This is a genomic window from Sphingopyxis sp. YF1 (assembly GCF_022701295.1).
In the GTDB taxonomy this organism is placed as follows: Bacteria; Pseudomonadota; Alphaproteobacteria; order Sphingomonadales; family Sphingomonadaceae; genus Sphingopyxis.
The window spans coordinates 857,267-874,997 of the sequence record NZ_CP033204.1; the positions used below are offsets into that span (position 1 = coordinate 857,267).

At 68.4% G+C, this 17,731-nt stretch carries 21 protein-coding genes; 12 read left to right on the top strand and 9 right to left on the bottom strand.

Annotated features, from left to right (window positions below; genetic code table 11):
* Positions 1-144: 144 nt before the first annotated feature.
* Positions 145-771: a LysE family translocator gene (locus EAO27_RS04165; protein ID WP_242777396.1), complete on the top strand. Its 627-nt coding sequence runs from the start codon at positions 145-147 to the stop codon at positions 769-771.
* A gap of 108 nt (positions 772-879) precedes the next feature.
* Here the strand turns inward: EAO27_RS04165 and EAO27_RS04170 are convergent, their stop codons facing one another.
* Positions 880-1,059 carry a PspC domain-containing protein gene (locus tag EAO27_RS04170; protein ID WP_242777398.1) on the bottom strand — a complete coding sequence of 60 codons (180 nt, stop codon included), beginning with the start codon at positions 1,057-1,059 and terminating at the stop codon, positions 880-882.
* A 66-nt stretch (positions 1,060-1,125) separates the two neighbouring features.
* Positions 1,126-1,254 (bottom strand): hypothetical protein, encoded by a 129-nt coding sequence (locus EAO27_RS20910; protein ID WP_278190126.1) that lies wholly within the window; start codon positions 1,252-1,254, stop codon positions 1,126-1,128.
* Between the two features lie 241 nt (positions 1,255-1,495).
* Between EAO27_RS20910 and recF the strand changes: the two genes are divergently transcribed.
* From recF to EAO27_RS04185, 3 genes are all read left to right on the top strand, one after another.
* On the top strand, positions 1,496-2,605 hold the full coding sequence (gene recF, locus EAO27_RS04175) for a DNA replication/repair protein RecF (protein ID WP_242777400.1): 1,110 nt from the start codon (positions 1,496-1,498) through the stop codon (positions 2,603-2,605).
* A 59-nt stretch (positions 2,606-2,664) separates the two neighbouring features.
* Complete coding sequence (locus EAO27_RS04180) at positions 2,665-3,438, top strand: hypothetical protein (protein ID WP_242777402.1); 774 nt, start codon at positions 2,665-2,667, stop codon at positions 3,436-3,438.
* 107 nt (positions 3,439-3,545) lie between these two features.
* Entirely contained in the window at positions 3,546-4,853 is a 1,308-nt protein-coding gene (locus EAO27_RS04185) for an Hsp70 family protein (protein ID WP_242777404.1), read from the top strand.
* A 332-nt stretch (positions 4,854-5,185) separates the two neighbouring features.
* Here EAO27_RS04185 and arsC read toward each other — a convergent pair whose 3' ends face one another.
* On the bottom strand, positions 5,186-5,530 hold the full coding sequence (gene arsC, locus EAO27_RS04190) for an arsenate reductase (glutaredoxin) (RefSeq protein ID WP_242777406.1): 345 nt from the start codon (positions 5,528-5,530) through the stop codon (positions 5,186-5,188).
* Positions 5,531-5,707: 177 nt separating this feature from the next.
* On the opposite strand from arsC, the gene EAO27_RS04195 reads away from it, so the two are divergent.
* Positions 5,708-6,433, top strand: a complete 726-nt coding sequence (locus EAO27_RS04195) for a murein L,D-transpeptidase catalytic domain family protein (RefSeq protein WP_242777408.1) — start codon at positions 5,708-5,710, stop codon at positions 6,431-6,433.
* Positions 6,434-6,672: 239 nt separating this feature from the next.
* Here EAO27_RS04195 and EAO27_RS04200 read toward each other — a convergent pair whose 3' ends face one another.
* The 4 genes from EAO27_RS04200 to EAO27_RS04215 all read right to left on the bottom strand — a co-directional run bounded on the left by EAO27_RS04200 (position 6,673) and on the right by EAO27_RS04215 (position 10,478).
* Positions 6,673-8,004: a L,D-transpeptidase family protein gene (locus tag EAO27_RS04200; protein WP_242777411.1), complete on the bottom strand. Its 1,332-nt coding sequence runs from the start codon at positions 8,002-8,004 to the stop codon at positions 6,673-6,675.
* A gap of 111 nt (positions 8,005-8,115) precedes the next feature.
* Positions 8,116-9,474, bottom strand: coding sequence for an acetyl-CoA carboxylase biotin carboxylase subunit (gene accC, locus EAO27_RS04205; RefSeq protein WP_242777413.1), 1,359 nt, complete (start codon positions 9,472-9,474; stop codon positions 8,116-8,118).
* A gap of 20 nt (positions 9,475-9,494) precedes the next feature.
* On the bottom strand, positions 9,495-9,971 hold the full coding sequence (gene accB, locus EAO27_RS04210) for an acetyl-CoA carboxylase biotin carboxyl carrier protein (protein WP_242777415.1): 477 nt from the start codon (positions 9,969-9,971) through the stop codon (positions 9,495-9,497).
* 66 nt (positions 9,972-10,037) lie between these two features.
* Entirely contained in the window at positions 10,038-10,478 is a 441-nt protein-coding gene (locus EAO27_RS04215) for a type II 3-dehydroquinate dehydratase (protein ID WP_242777417.1), read from the bottom strand.
* Positions 10,479-10,547: 69 nt separating this feature from the next.
* Here EAO27_RS04215 and thiS point away from each other — a divergent pair, with 69 nt between their 5' ends.
* The 7 genes from thiS to EAO27_RS04250 all read left to right on the top strand — a co-directional run bounded on the left by thiS (position 10,548) and on the right by EAO27_RS04250 (position 14,847).
* Positions 10,548-10,763 carry a sulfur carrier protein ThiS gene (gene thiS / locus EAO27_RS20960; protein WP_242777419.1) on the top strand — a complete coding sequence of 72 codons (216 nt, stop codon included), beginning with the start codon at positions 10,548-10,550 and terminating at the stop codon, positions 10,761-10,763.
* Positions 10,760-11,530 carry a bifunctional sulfur carrier protein/thiazole synthase protein gene (locus EAO27_RS04225; RefSeq protein WP_242777421.1) on the top strand — a complete coding sequence of 257 codons (771 nt, stop codon included), beginning with the start codon at positions 10,760-10,762 and terminating at the stop codon, positions 11,528-11,530. Before thiS ends, EAO27_RS04225 begins: the two co-directional genes overlap by 4 nt.
* 135 nt (positions 11,531-11,665) lie before the next feature.
* The gene (locus EAO27_RS04230; protein ID WP_242777423.1) at positions 11,666-11,890 is read left to right on the top strand and encodes a ParD-like family protein; all 225 of its coding nucleotides are present in this window, start codon (positions 11,666-11,668) and stop codon (positions 11,888-11,890) included.
* Positions 11,874-12,662: a type I methionyl aminopeptidase gene (gene map / locus EAO27_RS04235; protein WP_242777425.1), complete on the top strand. Its 789-nt coding sequence runs from the start codon at positions 11,874-11,876 to the stop codon at positions 12,660-12,662. Before EAO27_RS04230 ends, map begins: the two co-directional genes overlap by 17 nt.
* 276 nt (positions 12,663-12,938) lie before the next feature.
* Positions 12,939-13,355: a hypothetical protein gene (locus tag EAO27_RS04240; protein ID WP_242777427.1), complete on the top strand. Its 417-nt coding sequence runs from the start codon at positions 12,939-12,941 to the stop codon at positions 13,353-13,355.
* Between the two features lie 111 nt (positions 13,356-13,466).
* On the top strand, positions 13,467-14,066 hold the full coding sequence (locus EAO27_RS04245; protein WP_242777429.1) for a helix-turn-helix domain-containing protein: 600 nt from the start codon (positions 13,467-13,469) through the stop codon (positions 14,064-14,066).
* Between the two features lie 13 nt (positions 14,067-14,079).
* Positions 14,080-14,847 (top strand): hypothetical protein, encoded by a 768-nt coding sequence (locus EAO27_RS04250; protein WP_242777430.1) that lies wholly within the window; start codon positions 14,080-14,082, stop codon positions 14,845-14,847.
* Here the strand turns inward: EAO27_RS04250 and EAO27_RS04255 are convergent.
* Together EAO27_RS04255 and EAO27_RS04260 are read right to left on the bottom strand one after the other, a co-directional pair.
* The gene (locus EAO27_RS04255; protein ID WP_242777432.1) at positions 14,844-16,091 is read right to left on the bottom strand and encodes an MFS transporter; all 1,248 of its coding nucleotides are present in this window, start codon (positions 16,089-16,091) and stop codon (positions 14,844-14,846) included. The genes EAO27_RS04250 and EAO27_RS04255 overlap by 4 nt on opposite strands.
* A complete protein-coding gene (locus tag EAO27_RS04260; RefSeq protein WP_242777434.1) occupies positions 16,091-17,683 on the bottom strand; it encodes an acyl-CoA dehydrogenase family protein in 1,593 nt (530 codons plus the stop codon). The genes EAO27_RS04255 and EAO27_RS04260 overlap by 1 nt, the downstream gene beginning before the upstream one ends.
* Between the last annotated feature and the right edge of the window lie 48 nt (positions 17,684-17,731).

The window sequence follows — 17,731 nt, forward strand, 5'->3', positions numbered from 1 at the left end:
CCGCGGCCTTCCGGCCTGAATGAAAAAGAGCCCCGCCGGAGCGATCCGGCGGGGCTTTTTCATGCGCGTGGCGGTGCGATGCGCGCGCCCCGCGGCGCCGGTTTGATTTGAATGCGGGGTGGCGGCGGTGGTAGGGCGGCCGGCATGATCGATGTTCCCTTGTTTCTCGCTTTTCTGGTCGCTGCCGCGATCCTGACGGTCACCCCCGGGGTCGATACCGCGATGGTGCTGCGCGCGGCGACCGTCGACGGCCGCCGGGCCGGCATCGCGGCTTCCGCCGGGATCATCTTGGGCTGCCTGATCTGGGGCGCTGCGGTGTCGCTGGGGCTGGGGGCGGTGCTGAAGGCATCGGAACTGGCCTATGCGGTCGTCAAATTTGCCGGTGCGGCCTATCTTGTCTGGCTGGGCGCGAAGCTTCTGCTGCATCCGCGCGCGGTGCTGGAAGGCGCCGCGGACGGCGCCGCGAGCAGTCGCCGCGATGCATTCGGCAGGGGCTTCCTGACGAACATGCTCAATCCGAAGATCGGTATATTCTATATTACCTTCCTGCCCCAGTTCGTGCCGGCGGGGGCGGATGTCGCCGGATATTCCTTCTTCCTCGCGGGGGTGCACATCCTGCTGACCCTCGTCTGGTTCGCGGTGCTGATCGCGGCGACCGCGCCGCTCGGAAAGTTCCTGCGCAAACCGAGCGCAATCGGCGGGCTCGACCGGTTGACCGGCGGTATCTTTGTCGCGTTCGGGCTGAAGCTCGCGACATCGTCGGCCCGCTGAGCCGCGGACCCCGACGCAAGGCCCGCCGGTCAGACCGGCGGGCCCCTGTGCGTGGAAATATGCGGGCCGGTGCGACGGCGCCTGAACGGCGGCCGGCCCGGGGCTGCGTTACGGCGCGAGGATCGCGACGGTGATATACAGCAGCAGCGGCAGGCCGAAGCCCAGAAGCGTCAGGCCGACGAAGCCGACGCGCGTCCACAAGACGTCGATGCCGAAGTGGTCGGCCATGCCGGCGCAGACGCCGAAGACCATGCCATCGCGACGATTCTTGCGAAAACCCTGTTTCATTTCTGTCCTTTCCATCCCGGCCAGGGAGGCCGGCGTTTTAGGTGGCGTGGTGGCGGGGCCAGCCGATCAGACGATCAGCTGACCAACCTGCGCACCATTCTGACCGGCGATCGCGAGCAGCATGATCGACGCATAGAGCGAAGCGAAAGCGGCGAGCGCGTAGCTCTTGACGGCGTGGGCGTTGAAGTGGGCCATGAGTTTGTCCTTCCTGTATCCTTCCAGCCGGACCATCCGGTGGATGCCCAATGTAATGCAGGAGGCGTGCCAATTTCATTCATTGGCGGTTAAGCGCGGTTTTTCCGTGCTGGAAACTTTATTTCAATGCGTAATTTCCCGCTAACATGGATTAATTCCCATAAGGCGGTAAAAAATTGTGATGCGGTCGACGAGCCCCGGGCTGGCGCGGTGCCGGGCGTTCAGCTAGTCGCAAAGACCGATGACGCTCGCCCGCCTTTCGCTGACCGATTTTCGCAACCATGCCGCCGCGGAGCTGGTCGCCGCGCCGGGGCTCGTCGCGCTGCACGGCGACAATGGCGTGGGCAAGACCAACATCCTGGAGGCGATCTCGCTGCTCGCGCCCGGGCGCGGGCTGCGCCGCGCGCCGCTGTCCGACATGGTGCGCGACGGCGCGGCCGGCGGGTTCGCGGTGTTCGCCGAGGTGCAGCCCGACGCCGCGCTGCCCCCCGTCGCGCTGGGCACCGGGATCGAGCCTGCGCATCCCAAACGGCGCATTGTGCGGATCAACGGCGCGGCGGCGGCGGCGACCGCGCTCGGCGACTGGCTGGCGATCCTGTGGCTGACCCCGGCGATGGACCGGCTGTTCGTAGAGACCGCGGGCAACCGGCGGCGCTTCCTCGACCGGCTGGTGCTCGCGCTCGACCCGCGCCACGCGCAGCACGGCAATCGCTACGAAGCCGCGATGCGCGCGCGCGGCAAGTTGCTGACCGACCTCGCGGGCGCCGACCGCCAGTGGCTGGCGAGCCTCGAGGCGCAGCTCGCCGAGCATGGCGCGGCGATCGATGCGGCGCGGCAGCGGGCGCTGGCGGCGCTGTCGGCCGAACTGGCGGGGCAGCCCGACGCGCCGTTCGCGCGGCCGCTGCTGACGCTGGTCGATGCCGGGGGTGCGCCGCGCGACGCGCCGTGGACGGCCGAGGCGCTGCGCGAGCTGTTCGCCGAGCGCCGCCGCATCGACGCCGCGGCGGGCCGCGCGACCGCGGGGCCGCACCGCGACGATCTGGCCGCGATCCACGCCGCCTCGGGACGCGGCGCGGCGCGCTGTTCCACCGGCGAACAAAAGGCGATGCTGCTCTCGCTCGTCCTTGCGCACAGCGACTGCGTCGCGCGCGCGCGGGCGCAGCGCCCGGTGCTGCTGCTCGACGAGGTTGCCGCGCATCTCGACCCGATGCGCCGCGCCGCGCTCTACGAGCGTCTCGCCGGGCAGGGCGGGCAGGCGTGGCTGACCGGCACCGAGGCGGCGCTGTTCGAGGACATGCCGGGCCCGGTGACGCGCTTTCGTATCGCGGGTGGGCGGATCGCGCCGGGGTAACGCCCGGTAACGGCAAATTATCGCTTCGACGCTAACCCGTCCCGGAAAGGGGCGCGGCGATGGAACGACGGGGTGATCTGACGGGCGGCGGTTTCGGACGTCGCCGCGCGTCGCTGACGGATGCACCATCCCCGCCGCGCAGTGCGAATGCATCGCCGGCTCACGTCTTCGCTGCCGATGACACGGGGCGACGCATCGCGCCGCTGCGGCTGGCGGGCTATGGCTTCGGCGGGCTGCTGGGGATGCTGTGCATCGAGGCGATGCTGTCGGGCACGTCGCTGATCACGCCGATCGACGAGACGCTCCGCAACGTCATGCGCGGGATCGGCCTGATCGTCGGGGTGCTGCTGGCGCTGTTCACCGTCGCGCGGCCCGCTGAACCGATGGGCGCTTTGAAGAAGTTCGCGATCCTGCTGTTCCTGCCGGTCATGACGGGCTTTGTCGGCGATCAGGCCGCGTGGCGCATCGCCGACTGGCACGCGTTCGGGCTGTCGTCGGCCGAATATCACCCGACCAGCTACCCCATCACTTACGCCAGCCACGGCCGGCGCGGCCGGCGCGATTCGTTCGAGATCGACCCTTTTGACGTCAAGAGCGGTACCGATATCGCGGTTCCTGCGGCGCAGTTCGAGGCGATCTGGCCGCATCACGGCGATTATTGCATCACGGTGATGGCGCGGCGGTCGGCGTCGGGCGCGGTCGAGATATTGAACGACGGCGTCTTCACGCTGCGCGAGCCCGAACCCGCGGTGCTGACGCCCTGTCCCGCGGCGAAGGCCGGTGCGGCGGGCGATCGCGGGTCGCCGTGGGACAAGAAGGAATTCCGGCCCTGACAGGCCGGCCGGTGCGTACCGGCGAGCGGTCCCGCGCGGCTTGCCGCCCGCCGGCGGCTGTGCAATAGGCGCCGGCCCCGCGCAGCCCGACCGCACAGGAGCATCCCATGACCCGCGACGCGACCGCGAGCGCAACCGCGCTCGGCCTCGATTTCGGGACGACCAACAGCGTCGTCGCGCTCGCCGACGGATGCGGCGGGTCGGAACTGGTCGAATATGCGGGCGACGACGCCACCGGCGCGGTGTTCCGCTCGGCGCTCTGCTTCTGGGAAGAGGAGTGCGCCTGGCAGGGGATCGCGCACGAGGCGGGACCGTGGGCGATCGCCGAATATCTCCAGTCACCGCTCGACAGCCGCTTCGTCCAGTCGTTCAAGAGCGTCGCGGCGAGCGCGTCGTTCGAACGCGCGCTGATCTTCAATCGCCCCTATCGCTTCGAGGACATGGGGCGGCTGTTCCTCCAGCGGCTCGTCGCGCACGCGGGCGGGCGGCTCGACACGCGCCCGCGCCGCGTGATCGTCGGGCGGCCGGTCGAATATGCCGGCGCGCGCCCCGACCCCGAGCTGGCGCGGCGGCGCTACGACGCGATGCTCGAAGCCTTCGGGACCGAGATATATTATGTCCACGAACCGCTGGGTGCCGCGCACAGCTATGCCGCGCGGCTGACCGAGCCCGCGACGATCCTCGTCGCCGATTTCGGCGGCGGCACCACCGACTTTTCGATCGTCCGCGTCGCTGAACCGGGCGCGCCGCGGCGCTGTGTGCCGCTCGCCTCGTCGGGGATCGGCATCGCGGGCGACCGCTTCGACTACCGCATCGTCGACCGGCTGGTGCTGCCGCTGCTCGGCAAGGGCGGGCGCTATCGCTCGTTCGACAAATTGCTCGAAATCCCGGGCGGCTATTTCGCCGACTTCGCCGACTGGTCGCGCCTCGCGCTGATGCGCAACCGCCGCACGCTCGACGAACTCCGGCGGTTGCAGCGCGACGCGGTCGATCCCGAACCGATCGGGCGGATGATCGCGCTGATCGAGCACGAGCAGGGTTTCCCGCTCTACGACGCGGTCGGGCGGCTCAAGCGCGCGCTGTCCGATGCCGAGGAGGCCGATTTCGCCTTTCGCAGCGACGGGGTCGAAATTTCGGCATCGGTGCGCCGCGCCGATTTCGAGCGCTGGATCGCCGACGATCTGCATCGCGTCGAGGCGGCGATGGACGCGGCGCTGGTGCGGGCACAGGCCGCGCCCGAAACGATCGACCGGGTGTTCCTGACCGGCGGATCGTCGATGATCCCGGCGATCCGCGCGCTGTTCGCGCGGCGGTTCGGGCGCGAGCGGATCGCGACCGGCGGCGAGCTGACCTCGATCGCGCACGGGCTGGCGCTCATCGGCGAGGAGGATGACCCGGCGGAGTGGGCAGCGTAGGAGGCCCGGCGAAGCGAACGCAAGGCCGCGCGGCGCCTGACGGCGTCGGCCCCTCAGTCAGCCCTGCGCGCTGCCACCTCCCCATCGCTGCGCGACAGGGAGGATTGGCGGGAAGCGCCCGGTTGCGGACGTTCAATCCTCCCTGTGGCGAAGCCATGGGGAGGGGGACCGCGCCCGCAGGGCGTGGTGGAGGGGCTGAAAGGTCGCGCGACGCCTGACGGCGTCGGCCCCTCCGTCAGCGCTTCGCGCTGCCACCTCCCCATCGCTGCGCGACAGGGAGGAGCGGCCAGTCCGCTCCCCACCCCATAGCGGACGTTTCCACCCGGTCGCCGTCAAAGAATTTCGTGCACCTTGTCCTGCGGACGGCACAGCCGCGCGCCCTTGTCGGTTTCGACGAAGGGGCGTTCGACATAGGCGGGGTTGGCGGCCATCGCGGCGATGATCGTCGCTTCGTCGGCATCCTTCAGCCCGCGTTCCTCGGCGTCGGTGCCGCGCAGGCGCAGCGCGTCGCGGGCGCCGATGCCGGCGCTCTTGAACAGCTGTTCCAGCTTGCCGGCGGTGTAGGGCTGCTTCAGATATTCGACGACGGTGACCTCGACGCCCGGCGTCTCTTCGAGAATCGCCAGCGTCTTGCGCGAGGTGCCGCATGCGGGGTTGTGCCAGATGGTCGCTTTCATGCGCGCGGCTCTATCGTGCCGGGACCGGCGATGTAAACCCGCTGTTCATGGCGAATATGCCACAACTGGCGGCATGACGACGATGAAGCTGCTTGCCTTTCGGGGCGAAGCTGCGGCTAATGACCCCAAGAGGGATCGCCACGGGCGGCAGACGGGGTTGGGTTGCAAGTGAACAAGATGATCGATCGCCGATCGATGCTGGGAGCAGCGGCCGCCGGTGCGGGAGCATTGGCCGCGATGCCGCTCCGCGCGCAGATGCCCGGATGGGTGCAGTCGCTGCCGGGCGCGCAGCCCGCGGTCGACTATCTCGCCGTCGCGAAGCGCCAGCTCGCGATGCAGGGGCGCAACATTCCGCAGGGCGACCGCGTCGGTATCGTCGATTTCGGCCTGCCGTCGTCGCGGCCGCGCTTCGCGCTGGTCGACATGGTCGCAGGGCGCGTCGACATGTACCCCGTCACCCACGGCCGCGGGTCGGACCCGCAGCACGACGGCTGGCTCAAGAGCTTTTCGAACCGCGTCGGCAGCCTCGCCACCTCGCGCGGCGCCTATCGCACCAGCGATTATTACTGGGGTGCCAACGGCTCGTCGATGCGCCTCGCGGGGCTGGAACCCGACAACAACAATGCCGACGTGCGGGCGATCGTCGTCCACGGCGCCTGGTACGCCGAACCGTCGCTGATCGCGACGCAGGGCAAGCTGGGGCGCAGCGAGGGCTGTTTCGTGTTCGGCGAGGAATTGCTGCCGCAGATCCTCTACAAGCTCGGCCCGGGGCGGCTGCTGTTCGCCGACAAGCTGAGCGTCGCGCCGCCGGCGCCGCCGCCGTTCGAGATTCCGGCGCCGGGGACCGAGAATATCATCCGTACCCACGCGCAGCAGGGCAGCCTTCCCAAAACCGCCGATTGAGCCGGCGCGGCTGGTCGCGCGTCGGCCGGCGCGCTTGTGAATCCTCCGCATCGCCGCGCGGCGGGGAGGATCAGCGGCAGGCGACCGGAACCCGATCTTCCTTGATTTCGTCCCCGGACTTGATCCGGGGTCTCCTGCAGCGTTGAAGGAATGGATCCCGGATCAGGTCCGGGATGACGAAAATGGGTGGAGCAAGTTTCGCTCCCACCCCGTTCCGGCCCTTCGCTTTCAGGATCGGCTCACTGCCCGCCGCTGGCCTTGCCCGCGGCGCTCGCGATCGTCGGCACCACGGTGGGGGCGATCATCGACGCGGCGGGGCGGCCGGGTTTGGCGAAGCTCGCGACGACGGGCGCGTCGCGGCCGTAGATGTCGGCGAGCTTCTTCACCCCGCCCTTGTCGCCCGGAATCGCCGTCCAATAGGCGACATAGACGGGGAAGGGGTCGTCGAAGCCGAAGCGCGTCGTTGCGCCGCTCGCGATCGCCTCGCCGAATTCCTCGGGCGATTTGCCCGCGAACATCACCGCCATCAGGCCCGAGAAGTGCAGCGCGCGCTCGGTGCGGATGCAGCCGTGGCTGAACGCGCGCGCGGCGGCGTTGAACGCGCCCTTCGACGGGGTGTCGTGCAGGTAGATCGCGTGCGGATTGAGCATTTCGAGCTTCATCACGCCGAGCGCGTTGTTCGGGCCGGCCTTTTGCACCACGGACAGTGTCTTGCCGCTGCCCGTCCAGGTGTAGCCCTGCGCGCGTGCCGAGGCGGGATTGTTCGCGATCGTCGCGCCGATGCCTTCGTTGATGATGCTGCGCGGCAGCGTCCAGGTCGGGTTGACGATGACGCCGGTCGCCATCGGATTGAGCTGCGGCGTCGGGGTCGATGCCTTGCCGACGACCGCCTTGTGCGTCGCGATGATCTTGCCGCTGTGGACGACGCGGGTCAGATATTCGGGGACGTTGCTGACGATATAGCGCTTGCCGAGGTCGCGGGGCATCCAGCGCCACCGTTCCATGTTGACACGGATCACATTGGCGTCGGCGGGGGTCTTGGCGGTGGCGAGCGCGGCCTTCAGCGCCGCGAAATCGGGGTGGACCGGATCGAAGGCGGCGAGCGTTTCGGCCACCGTGCCCGCGACCAGCGACTGGTTGAGCAGCGCGATCAGCGGCATGTGATCGGCGTCGCTGTCGACCATGAACCACTGCTTGCGCGCGGCGTTGGGGGTGCGGCCGTCGCGCAGGTGCGTCGCCAGCAGCAGGAAGGCGTCGGTGGCGGTGCGGTCGAGCCGCGCCTGATCGTCGCTGACGATCGCGGCGGCGAGACCTTCGGGATTGTAGTCCTTGGCGAACAGCCCCTCGGCGCCGATGCCCTCGATCACGCGCAGCAGCGTTTCGGCGTTGCCCTTCGACCAGTTCGGCAGGTTGGCCTCGTCCGCGCTTTCGACCTCGGGCGCATCGTCGGTGACCTTGTCGGGCTGGAGGACGACCGAATCCTCCTTGACGTTGGTCTGGGCGAGCGCGGGGGCGGCGGCAAGCGTCAGCGAGAGCAGCAGGGGGGCGGCGAGGGGGGAGCGTTTGACCATAGGCCTAGGCCCATAGCCAAAAAGCCGCCCCAGTGAAAGTGAGCTGGGGCACAGCTCGTCGTGCCGCCGCGGACCCCGGCTCGTGCCGGGGTCGCGGGCGTGCAGCGAGGTTCAGGCGGCGGTTTCGTCCTGGCGCGCGAGCCATTCCTCGAGCCACTTGATGGTATAATCGCCGTGGATGACGTCGGGGTCGGCGAGCAGCGCCTGGTGGAGCGGGATGTTCGTCTTGACCCCGCCGACGACCATTTCCTCGAGCGCGCGGCGCATCCGCATCATGCAGCTTTCGCGGCTGCGGCCATAGACGATCAGCTTGCCGATCATGCTGTCGTAGTAGGGCGGGATCGAATAGCCGGCGTAGAGTCCGCTATCGACGCGCACGTGCATGCCGCCCGCGGGATGATAGGCGGTGACCTTGCCGGGCGAGGGCAGGAAGCTGCGCGGATCCTCGGCATTGATGCGGCATTCGATCGCGTGGCCGCGGAATTCGAGATCCTCCTGCCGCACCGACAGCCCGCGGCCGTCGGCGATGCGGATCTGTTCGCGGACGAGGTCGAAACCGGTGATCATCTCGGTCACCGGATGCTCGACCTGGATGCGCGTGTTCATCTCGATGAAGAAGAATTCGCCGTTTTCCCACAGGAATTCGATCGTCCCCGCGCCGCGATAGTGCATCTTCGCCATCGCGTCGGCGCAGACCTTGCCCATGCGTGCGCGTTCCTCGGCCGAGATGACGGGCGAGGGGGCTTCCTCGAGCACCTTCTGGTGGCGGCGCTGGAGCGAGCAGTCGCGCTCGCCGAGATGGATGGCGTTGCCGTTGCCGTCGCCGAACACCTGGAATTCGATGTGGCGCGGGTTGCCGAGATATTTTTCCATATAGACGGTCGGGTCGCCGAAGGCGGCCGCGGCCTCCGAAGAGGCCTGTCCCATCAGGCTTTCGAGGCTGTCGGCGTCGGCGACGACCTTCATGCCGCGCCCGCCGCCGCCCGAGGCGGCCTTGATCAGCACCGGATAGCCGATCGCTTCGGCGAGCGCCCTGGTTTCGTCGCTGAAGGTCACCGCGCCGGGCGAACCCGGAACGACGGGCAGGCCCAGCGCGACTGCGGTGCGTTTCGCCTCGACCTTGTCGCCCATGGTGCGGATATGCTCGGGCTTCGGCCCGACGAAGATCAGGTTATGCGCCTCGATGATCTCGGCGAAGCGCGCGTTCTCCGACAGGAAGCCGTAGCCCGGATGGATCGCATTGGCGTTGGTGACCTCGGCGGCCGAAATGATCGCCGGGATGTTGAGATAGCTGTCCTTTGCCGCGGGCGGGCCGATGCAGACGGCCTCGTCCGCCAGCCGGACGTGCATCGCGTCGGCGTCGGCGGTCGAATGGACCGCGACGGTCCTGATGCCCATTTCGTGGCACGCGCGGTGGATGCGCAACGCGATCTCGCCGCGGTTGGCGATCAGCAGTTTCTCGATGGTCATGCCAAAATCTGCCTTCAGCCTCAGCCGATGGTGAACAGCGGCTGGTCATATTCGACCGGCTGGCTGTTCTCGACGTGCACGGCCTTGAGGGTGCCCGACGTCGGCGCGGTGATCGGGTTCATCACCTTCATCGCCTCGATGATCAGGATGGTGTCGCCGGCTTTGACGGTCGATCCGGCGGTCGCGAAATTGGGCGCCGAGGGTTCGGGGGCGAGGTAGACGGTGCCGACCATCGGCGATTTTACCGCATCGGCGAAGCTGTCGACGGCGGGCGCGGCCGGCGCGGCTGCTGCCGGGGCCGCGGCGGCCGGAGCTGCTACCGGGGCGGGGGCGTAGGCCAGCGGCGCGGCGGCGGCGGTCAGCGTGCGCGCGACGCGCACCTTGCGGTCGCCGTCCTCGACCTCGATCTCCGACAATTGCGTGTCGTCGAGAAGTTCCGCCAATGCGCGGACGAAGGCCGGATCGATGTTGATGCCGTGCTCTTTATGGTCACCCATGTGTCTGTTCCTGCTGTTGCGGCGCCGTGGCGACGGCGCTCGACCCCTGTTCTGATCGGCCTCTTGTCAGAGAGACGCGGCGGCGTCCAGCGCCAGCGTATAGCTCGCCGCGCCGTGACCGGCAAAATGCGCGACCGCCGCCATGCCGATGTAGCTGATATGCCGAAAGGATTCGCGCTTCATCGGATCCGACAGATGGACCTCGATCACCGGCACCTTGATCGACTTGATCGCGTCGTGGAGCGCGATCGAGGTGTGCGTATAGCCCCCGGCGTTGAGCAGCACCGCCTTGGCGCCCGCAACATAAGCCTCGTGCAGCCAGTCGATCAGCACGCCTTCATGGTTGGTCTGGCGGCATTCGAGGCGAAGGCCAAGGCCGGCCGCCTGCGCCTCCAGCCGCGCATGAATGTCGTTCAGCGTGTCATGCCCGTAAATCTCCGGCTCGCGCGTGCCGAGCAGGTTGAGATTGGGGCCGGAGAGGACATAGACGGTGGGCAGGTCGGTCAAGTTGCGGGCTTTCGGTTGCGGCCTCGATGGCGCCCCCTATATGGGCTGCTCGGCAAAAGGCAAAGCGAGGTGGGTTTCAACGTGATCTCGATCATCCTCAACGGCGACCCGCGGCAGGTGCGCGAAGGCAGCATCGCCGATCTCGTCGCCTCGCTGGGGCTCGACGTGAAGAAGGTCGCGGTCGAACGCAACCGCGCGATCGTCCCGCGTTCGACGCTTGCCGACGTCGCGCTCGCCGAGGGCGATGCGCTCGAAATCGTTCATTTTGTAGGAGGCGGTTGTTGACCGACACTTGGAGCGTTGCCGGACGGACCTTTTCGTCGCGGCTGATTGTCGGGACCGGCAAATACAAGGATTTCGAGCAGAATGCGGCCGCGGTCGAAGCGTCGGGGGCCGAGATCGTCACCGTCGCGGTGCGGCGCGTCAATGTGTCGGACCCGACCGCACCGATGCTGACCGACTTCATCGATCCCAAAAAGATCACCTACCTCCCCAACACCGCGGGCTGCTTCAACGCCGACGACGCGATCCGCACGCTGCGGCTCGCGCGCGAGGCCGGCGGCTGGGACCTTGTGAAGCTCGAGGTGCTCGGCGAGGCGAAGACGCTCTATCCCAACATGCGCGAGACGCTCGAGGCGACCGAGGTGCTCGCGAAAGAGGGCTTTCTGCCGATGGTCTATTGCGTCGACGATCCGATCGCCGCGAAGCAGCTCGAGGATGCGGGCGCGGTCGCGATCATGCCGCTCGGTGCGCCGATCGGGTCGGGGCTTGGCATCCAGAACCGCGTGACGATCCGCCTGATTGTCGAGGGCGCGTCGGTGCCGGTGCTCGTCGATGCGGGCGTCGGGACCGCGAGCGATGCCGCGGTGGCGATGGAGCTCGGCTGCGACGGCGTGCTGATGAACACCGCGATCGCCGAAGCGAAGGATCCGATCCTGATGGCGCGCGCGATGAAGCATGCGGTCGAGGCGGGGCGCGACGCCTATCGCGCCGGACGCATGGGGCTGCGCAAATATGCCGATCCGTCGAGCCCGCTCGCCGGGCTGATCTGACCCGCGATACCGGCTTCCGGTTGACGGCTACCGCAATTTGGCACGCGGGTAGCCGCACGGCTGCGACCGCGACCTTGCCCTTGTCGGCTTCGTTGCATATGGTTCATATATGAATCATATATTCGGAAGACTCGCATGGGTATTGTGAACATCGACGAGGAACTGCACGATCAGCTGCGCCGGGCCAGCCGGGTCTCGTGCCGTTCGATCAATGCGCAGGCCGCCTACTGGATCCGGATCGGCCTGTTGTGCGAGACCAATCCGACGCTGAGCTTTGCCGAAATCGTCGCGCGCGAACTGCGCGAGGCAGGGGTTTCGGCGGCGTCGACGACGGGGGAGCCGCGTGACGAAGCGGCCTGAGGAGCTGGCGCTGCTGGCCGAATCGGGCCGGTTGCTGGCGTCGGTGTTCGAATGGCTCGACCGCATCCCGCTCGCCGGCCTCTCGACGCTGGCGATCGACACGATGGTCGAGCGCTTCATCGTCGACGAGCTTCGGGCACGCCCCGCGAGCAAGGGCCAATATGGCTATGGCTTCGTGCTCAACGCGTCGGTGAACCATGTCGTGTGCCACGGCGTGCCTTCGGCCGACGAGGTGCTGCGCGACGGCGACATCGTCAACCTCGACATCACGCTGGAAAAGAACGGTTATATCGCCGATTCGAGCAAGACCTACCTGATCGGCACGGTGAACTCGGCCGCGCGGCGGCTGGTGCGGACCACCTATGAGGCGATGTGGATGGGCATTGCGGCGGTGCGTCCCGGCGCGCGCCTCGGCGACATCGGCTGGGCGATCGAGCGCCACGCGCGGCGGAACGGTTATTCGGTGGTGCGCGAATATTGCGGCCACGGCATCGGCCGCGAGATGCACGAGGATCCCCAGATCCTGCATTTCGGAAAACCCGGGACGGGGCTCATGCTGCGCGAGGGCATGGTCTTCACGATCGAACCGATGCTCAACCGCGGGCGCCGGAGCGTGCGCACCGAACCCGACGGCTGGACCGTGGTGACCCGCGACGGATCGCTGTCGGCGCAATTCGAACATACCGTCGCGGTCACCGCCTCGGGCGTGTCGGTCCTGACCCTGCGCGCCGACGAGCAGGGCATGCCGGGCGCGATGAAGCGGGCCGCTTGAGCGGGTGACGCCGGCTTCCGGCCCCCGTCCGCGATTTGACGATTTCGACCCTCCCTGTGGCTGCAGGCCTTGGGGGAGTCGAAGACGGCGCACAGCGCCAGCGGGACCGCTCGCGCAGCGTGTGGTGGAGGGGCTGAAAGGCCGCGCGACGCCGCCCCTCCGTCAGCCCTGCGGGCTGTCACCTCCCCATCGCTGCGCGACCGGGAGGAGCGACGAAAAGCGACCGATTGCGGACATTGGGGCAATCGCCTACGTTACAAGAAGGCGGAGAGCTGCATGAAGCGCCAAAATCCACTATATGCAATCTTCCTCGCTCTAGCTGTGGTTGTCGGCTTCATACTTGCAATCGCCGTAGGCCATGGAAAAGGTGAGGATGCGTGCGACAATGGTCGGATCGCAGCGGATATTCTCGCTTCTCCGATAGATGGAAGTGCCGGACTCAGCTCCGACGAGAAAATCTTTCCGATATCGGCTGGATACGACGGTCACCAGAGCATCGTGAAGGCGGCGGCGTCGAGTAGGTTTGGGTTTTCCCTCGTTCCGTTGCGCATCAAGGCGACATGTAAGTTCGCCACAAAAGGCGGGATGCGCTGGCTCGTCGTGAAAAACATTGAGGAATTGACCCCCATCTCTGACATTCGGACTTTCGAGAAGATTTATACGGACTTTGGTATAGAGCCGGCGAAGCTCTGAACGGCGTCGCGGAGATCCGCTTTCCACCTCATTCCGGTCTCCGAACCCTCCTTCGCCACCGCCAATCCTTCCCAAATTGACAATATAATTTGTCTATTATATCCAGCTCCCATGGACGAGACGCTTGCCATGCTGGACGATGCCAGCACCGCGCGGGTGGCGCTGTCGCCGCTGCGCCGCGAGTTGCTGGCGCGGCTGCGCGAACCCGCTTCGGCGGCGGGGCTCGCCGAGGCGCTGGGGGTGCCGCGCCAGAAGATCGGCTATCATCTGCGCGTGCTCGAAAAGGCGGGGCTGATTGGCGCCGTATCGACCCGCAAGCGCCGCGGTTTCACCGAAACATTGTTCGAGGCGCGCAGCGGCGCCTGGCTCATCGATCCGATGCTGCTCGCCCCGGCCGGCGCCGATGCGGCCGGCAAGCAGGACCGTTTTGCCGCCGCGCACCTGGTGCGCACCGCGGCGGGGATCGTCCGCGACGTATCGCGCATGCAGGAGGCGGCGGCCGACGAAGGCAGCCGTCTGCTGACTTTCACCGTCGAGGCCGATGTCGCCTTCGCGCGGCCCTCGGATATCGAGTGTTTCGCGGCGCGGGTGGCCGATGCGCTGGCGGCGATCGCCGCCGATTTTGCGTCGCCCGGCGAAGCGCGGCGCTACCGTGTCACCATCGCCGGCCATCCCGCCGCCGCAACCCGCGAGCCGCCCGCGATCAACTGAAAGGAGACGCAAGATGACCGAAGCTGCCGATCGGCCGACCGTCGACCGCATCCTCGTCGAAATGACGATCGCCGCGCCCGCCGCCGCGGTGTGGGATGCGCTGCGCGACCGCGACAAGCTGCTCCAATGGTTCGGCTGGGACGCGCCGAGCCTGGCCGAAGAGGTCGACTATATCTTCTTTCAGCACACCCGCCCCGACGAGGGTGCGGGCATCCTGTGGTTCGAGGGGGTGCCCGACCGTTTCGAGGTCGAGCCGCGCGGCGCCGATCACTGTATCCTGCGCGTCGTGCGCGCCTCCCCCGCGGGCGAGAGCTGGGACGGAATCTATGAGGATATGGTCGAGGGCTGGATCAGCTTCGTCCAGCAACTCCGCCTTGCGATCGAGCGGCACGACATTGCTCCGCGGCGCACGCTCTATTTCGAGGGGCATGCGAAACCCGGCGGATCGGGCCCGATCGCCGCGCTCGGGCTGGCGGGGCTCCGCGATGTCCCCGACGGCGCCGCCTTCGTCGCCGACCTGCCGACCGGGGAGGTCGTCGAAGGGATGGCGTGGCACCGTACTCCCTGGCAACTCGGCCTCACCGTGCCGGGGTGGGGCGACGGGTTGCTGATCGCCACCGACAAGTCGGTGAAGGATACGGCGCCGCACGGGCGCGGGATGGTGATCCTGACCAGCTATGGCCTGTCCGACACCGCCTTCGCTGCGCTCGAGGCGCGCTGGAAGGCGTGGTGGGACGCGCACTATGACGCGCCGCCGCCGAGCGCGGAGGCGTGCAGCTAGGGCGCGACACGTCCTTCGTCGCGCCCCGGCATCGGCGCCGCGAAACGCAATACCGGCACCGACAGCGCGAGCCAGCCGCCGCCCGCGAGCACCGCGGCGGGCAGCGACCACAGATCGGCGACCAGCCCGAACAGCCAGGCGCCGAGCGCCAGCGCGCCGAAGGTCACCGCCTGGTAGATCGACAGGCACCGCCCGAGGATCGCGTCGGGCGAACGGAGCTGCATCGCGACGTTGAGCGTCGTAAGCGTGCCGACCCACGCCATGCCCGCGACGAAGGCCGCGGCGAGCACCGCCGCAATCGCCTGCGTCAGCGCGACGGGGACCATCGCGGCGGCGAAGCCCAGCGTCGCCGTTCCGACCACCGCTTCGCTTCCCCAGCGCCGCCGCGCCGCGCTGACCCACAAGGCACAGACAATCGAGCCGAGCCCGAAGGCGCCGAGGCAGAGGCCATAGACGAGTTCGGTTCCCTTCAGCTGGTCGCGGACGAGCGACGGGAGCAGCGCCTGAAAGGCGGCCGCGCCCAGCCCGAAGGAAAAACCGCGCATCAGCACGCGGCGCACCGGGTCCGACTGCGCGCAGAACCGCAGCCCGGTCGCGATCGCGGCGAGCATCGGGGTCTTTTGGGGCGGGTCGGTCTCGGGCTTCCAGCGCAGCAGGACGATGATCAGCGCGAGGTAGCTCAATGTGTTGAGCGCAAAGGCGGCCGCGGGACCGGTGAGCGAGATGAGCAGCCCGCCGAGCGCGGGGCCGACGCTGCGCGCGAGGTTGAACGCGATGCTGTTGAGCGCGATCGCCTGCGGCAGGTGGGCGTGCCCGACCTGCTGGCGCACCGACGCCTGCCAGGCGGGCGAGTTGACCGCGGTGCCGCAGCCGACCGCGAGGGTGAAGAAGAGCAGCGAGAGCGGCCCGATGGCGCCGGCCCAGGTCACGGCGGCGAGCCCCGCCGACATCAGCAGCATGAGGAGCTGCGCCGCGAGCATCACCCGGCGGCGGTCGTAATTGTCGGCGATCGCACCGGCGAAGACGCCGAGCATCAGGATCGGGATCGTCGCGCCGGCGTTGACCAGCGCGATCAGCAGGTGCGACTGCGTCAGCTCGGTCATCAGCCAGGCGGCGCCGACCGACTGGATCATCGACCCCATGTTCGAGGCGAGGTTGGCGATCCAGATCGCGCGAAAGGCAGGAAAGCGGAACGGGGCGAGCGGCGAGGTGCGGGCAGGGGGCGGGGCGGACCCGCCCGCCATCAGTTGCGGCCCCCGGCGAGCCCGCGTGCGATCACCTGCGCCTGGATCTCCGCCGCGCCCTCGAAGATGTTGAGGATACGCGCGTCGCACAGGATGCGGCTGATCTCATATTCCATCGCATAGCCGTTGCCGCCGTGGATCTGGAGGCTCGCGTCGGCGTTCGACCAGGCGGCGCGCGCGCCGAGCAGCTTGGCCATGCCCGCCTCGATGTCGCAGCGCTTGCCGCCGTCCTTGGCGCGCGCCGCGGCATAGGAAAGCTCGCGCGCGGTGACGAAGTCGACGAGGCTCATCGCCAGCTTGTCGGCGACGCGCGGGAAATGGACGATCGGCTGGCCGAACTGCTTGCGCGTCACCGCATAGTCGAGCCCGAGTTCGAGCGCGCGCCGCGCGACGCCGACCGCGCGCGCCGCGGTCTGGATGCGCGCGCCCTCGAAGGTGCGCATCAATTGCTTGAACCCCTGGCCTTCCTCGCCGCCGAGCAGCGCGTCGGCGGGTGCGGTCATCCCGTCGAACTGGAGCGCATATTCGCGCATGCCGCGATAGCCGAGCACCTCGATCTCGCTGCCGGTCATGCCAGCGGCGGGGAAGGGGCTTTCCTCGCTGCCGCGCGGCTTGGGCACCAGCAGCATCGACAGCCCGGCATAGCCCTTCGCGTCAGGCAGGGTGCGCGCGAGCAGGGTCATCAGGTCCGATCGCGCGGCATGGGTGATCCAGTTCTTGGCGCCGTCGATGACCCAATGATCGCCGTCGCGCCGGGCGCGCGTCTGGAGCGAGCCGAGGTCCGATCCAACGTCGGGTTCGGTGAACACCGCGGTGGGCAATATCTCCCCGCTCGCGATGCGCGGCAGCCATTCGGCCTTCTGCGCGTCGGTGCCGCCGAGCACGATCAGTTCGCCCGCGATCTCCGACCTCGTGCCGAGCGAGCCCGTGCCGATCCAACCGCGCGACAATTCCTCGGTGACGATGCACATGACGAGCTTGCCGAGGCCGAGCCCCCCATATTCCTCGGGGATGCACACGCCGAAGGTGCCGAGGTCGGCCATTGCGGCGACGGTCGTATCGGGGATCAGCGCGTTGGCGAGGTGCCAGCCGTGCGCGTGCGGCAGAATCTCGGCATCGGTGAAGCGCCGGTACTGCTCGCGGATCGCGTCGAGGTCGGCGTCGTGGAACGTCTCGCTCGGCCATCGCCCGGCCGCGAACAGCTGCGTCAGCTCGGCGCGTGCCGCGGCATGATCGGCCTCGACCAGCGCGGCGCAGGCGTCGGCCAGCTTCGCCGCTTCGCGCGTCAGCCCCAGGTCGGCTGGGCGGCTGAGCTCGTTCTGGCCCATCGGCAGCCCGCCGACGAGCTGCGCGATTCCCTCGGCGAAGGCGAGCCGCACGACCAGCGCGTCGACCCGACTGGCATCGCCCGCGGCTTCGGCCCAGTCGAGCGTCGCTTCGAGCGCGGCGACCGTCGTCGCGATCCACGCAAAGCCGTGCGCTGCGCGCTGTTCGCGGTCGATCGGGGCGTTCGCGAGCCGCGCCGCCAGCGCGGCCTGCGCCGCGGTCCGATAGTCCTGCGCGGCGCCCAGCGCCTGCCGATAGTCGATCATCCTGTCACCCCGTTCGTTGCAGGGGCGATGCACCGAACCGCGGCGCTC

Coding starts and splice junctions, on each gene's coding strand:
- EAO27_RS04165 (WP_242777396.1), top strand. CDS start 145: ATGATCGATGTTCCCTTGTTTCTCGCTTTTCTGGTCGCTGCCGCGATC.
- EAO27_RS04170 (WP_242777398.1), bottom strand. CDS start 1,059: ATGAAACAGGGTTTTCGCAAGAATCGTCGCGATGGCATGGTCTTCGGC.
- EAO27_RS20910 (WP_278190126.1), bottom strand. CDS start 1,254: ATGGCCCACTTCAACGCCCACGCCGTCAAGAGCTACGCGCTCGCCGCT.
- recF (WP_242777400.1), top strand. CDS start 1,496: ATGACGCTCGCCCGCCTTTCGCTGACCGATTTTCGCAACCATGCCGCC.
- EAO27_RS04180 (WP_242777402.1), top strand. CDS start 2,665: ATGGAACGACGGGGTGATCTGACGGGCGGCGGTTTCGGACGTCGCCGC.
- EAO27_RS04185 (WP_242777404.1), top strand. CDS start 3,546: ATGACCCGCGACGCGACCGCGAGCGCAACCGCGCTCGGCCTCGATTTC.
- arsC (WP_242777406.1), bottom strand. CDS start 5,530: ATGAAAGCGACCATCTGGCACAACCCCGCATGCGGCACCTCGCGCAAG.
- EAO27_RS04195 (WP_242777408.1), top strand. CDS start 5,708: ATGATCGATCGCCGATCGATGCTGGGAGCAGCGGCCGCCGGTGCGGGA.
- EAO27_RS04200 (WP_242777411.1), bottom strand. CDS start 8,004: ATGGTCAAACGCTCCCCCCTCGCCGCCCCCCTGCTGCTCTCGCTGACG.
- accC (WP_242777413.1), bottom strand. CDS start 9,474: ATGACCATCGAGAAACTGCTGATCGCCAACCGCGGCGAGATCGCGTTG.
- accB (WP_242777415.1), bottom strand. CDS start 9,971: ATGGGTGACCATAAAGAGCACGGCATCAACATCGATCCGGCCTTCGTC.
- EAO27_RS04230 (WP_242777423.1), top strand. CDS start 11,666: ATGGGTATTGTGAACATCGACGAGGAACTGCACGATCAGCTGCGCCGG.
- EAO27_RS04240 (WP_242777427.1), top strand. CDS start 12,939: ATGAAGCGCCAAAATCCACTATATGCAATCTTCCTCGCTCTAGCTGTG.
- EAO27_RS04245 (WP_242777429.1), top strand. CDS start 13,467: ATGGACGAGACGCTTGCCATGCTGGACGATGCCAGCACCGCGCGGGTG.
- EAO27_RS04250 (WP_242777430.1), top strand. CDS start 14,080: ATGACCGAAGCTGCCGATCGGCCGACCGTCGACCGCATCCTCGTCGAA.
- EAO27_RS04255 (WP_242777432.1), bottom strand. CDS start 16,091: ATGGCGGGCGGGTCCGCCCCGCCCCCTGCCCGCACCTCGCCGCTCGCC.
- EAO27_RS04260 (WP_242777434.1), bottom strand. CDS start 17,683: ATGATCGACTATCGGCAGGCGCTGGGCGCCGCGCAGGACTATCGGACC.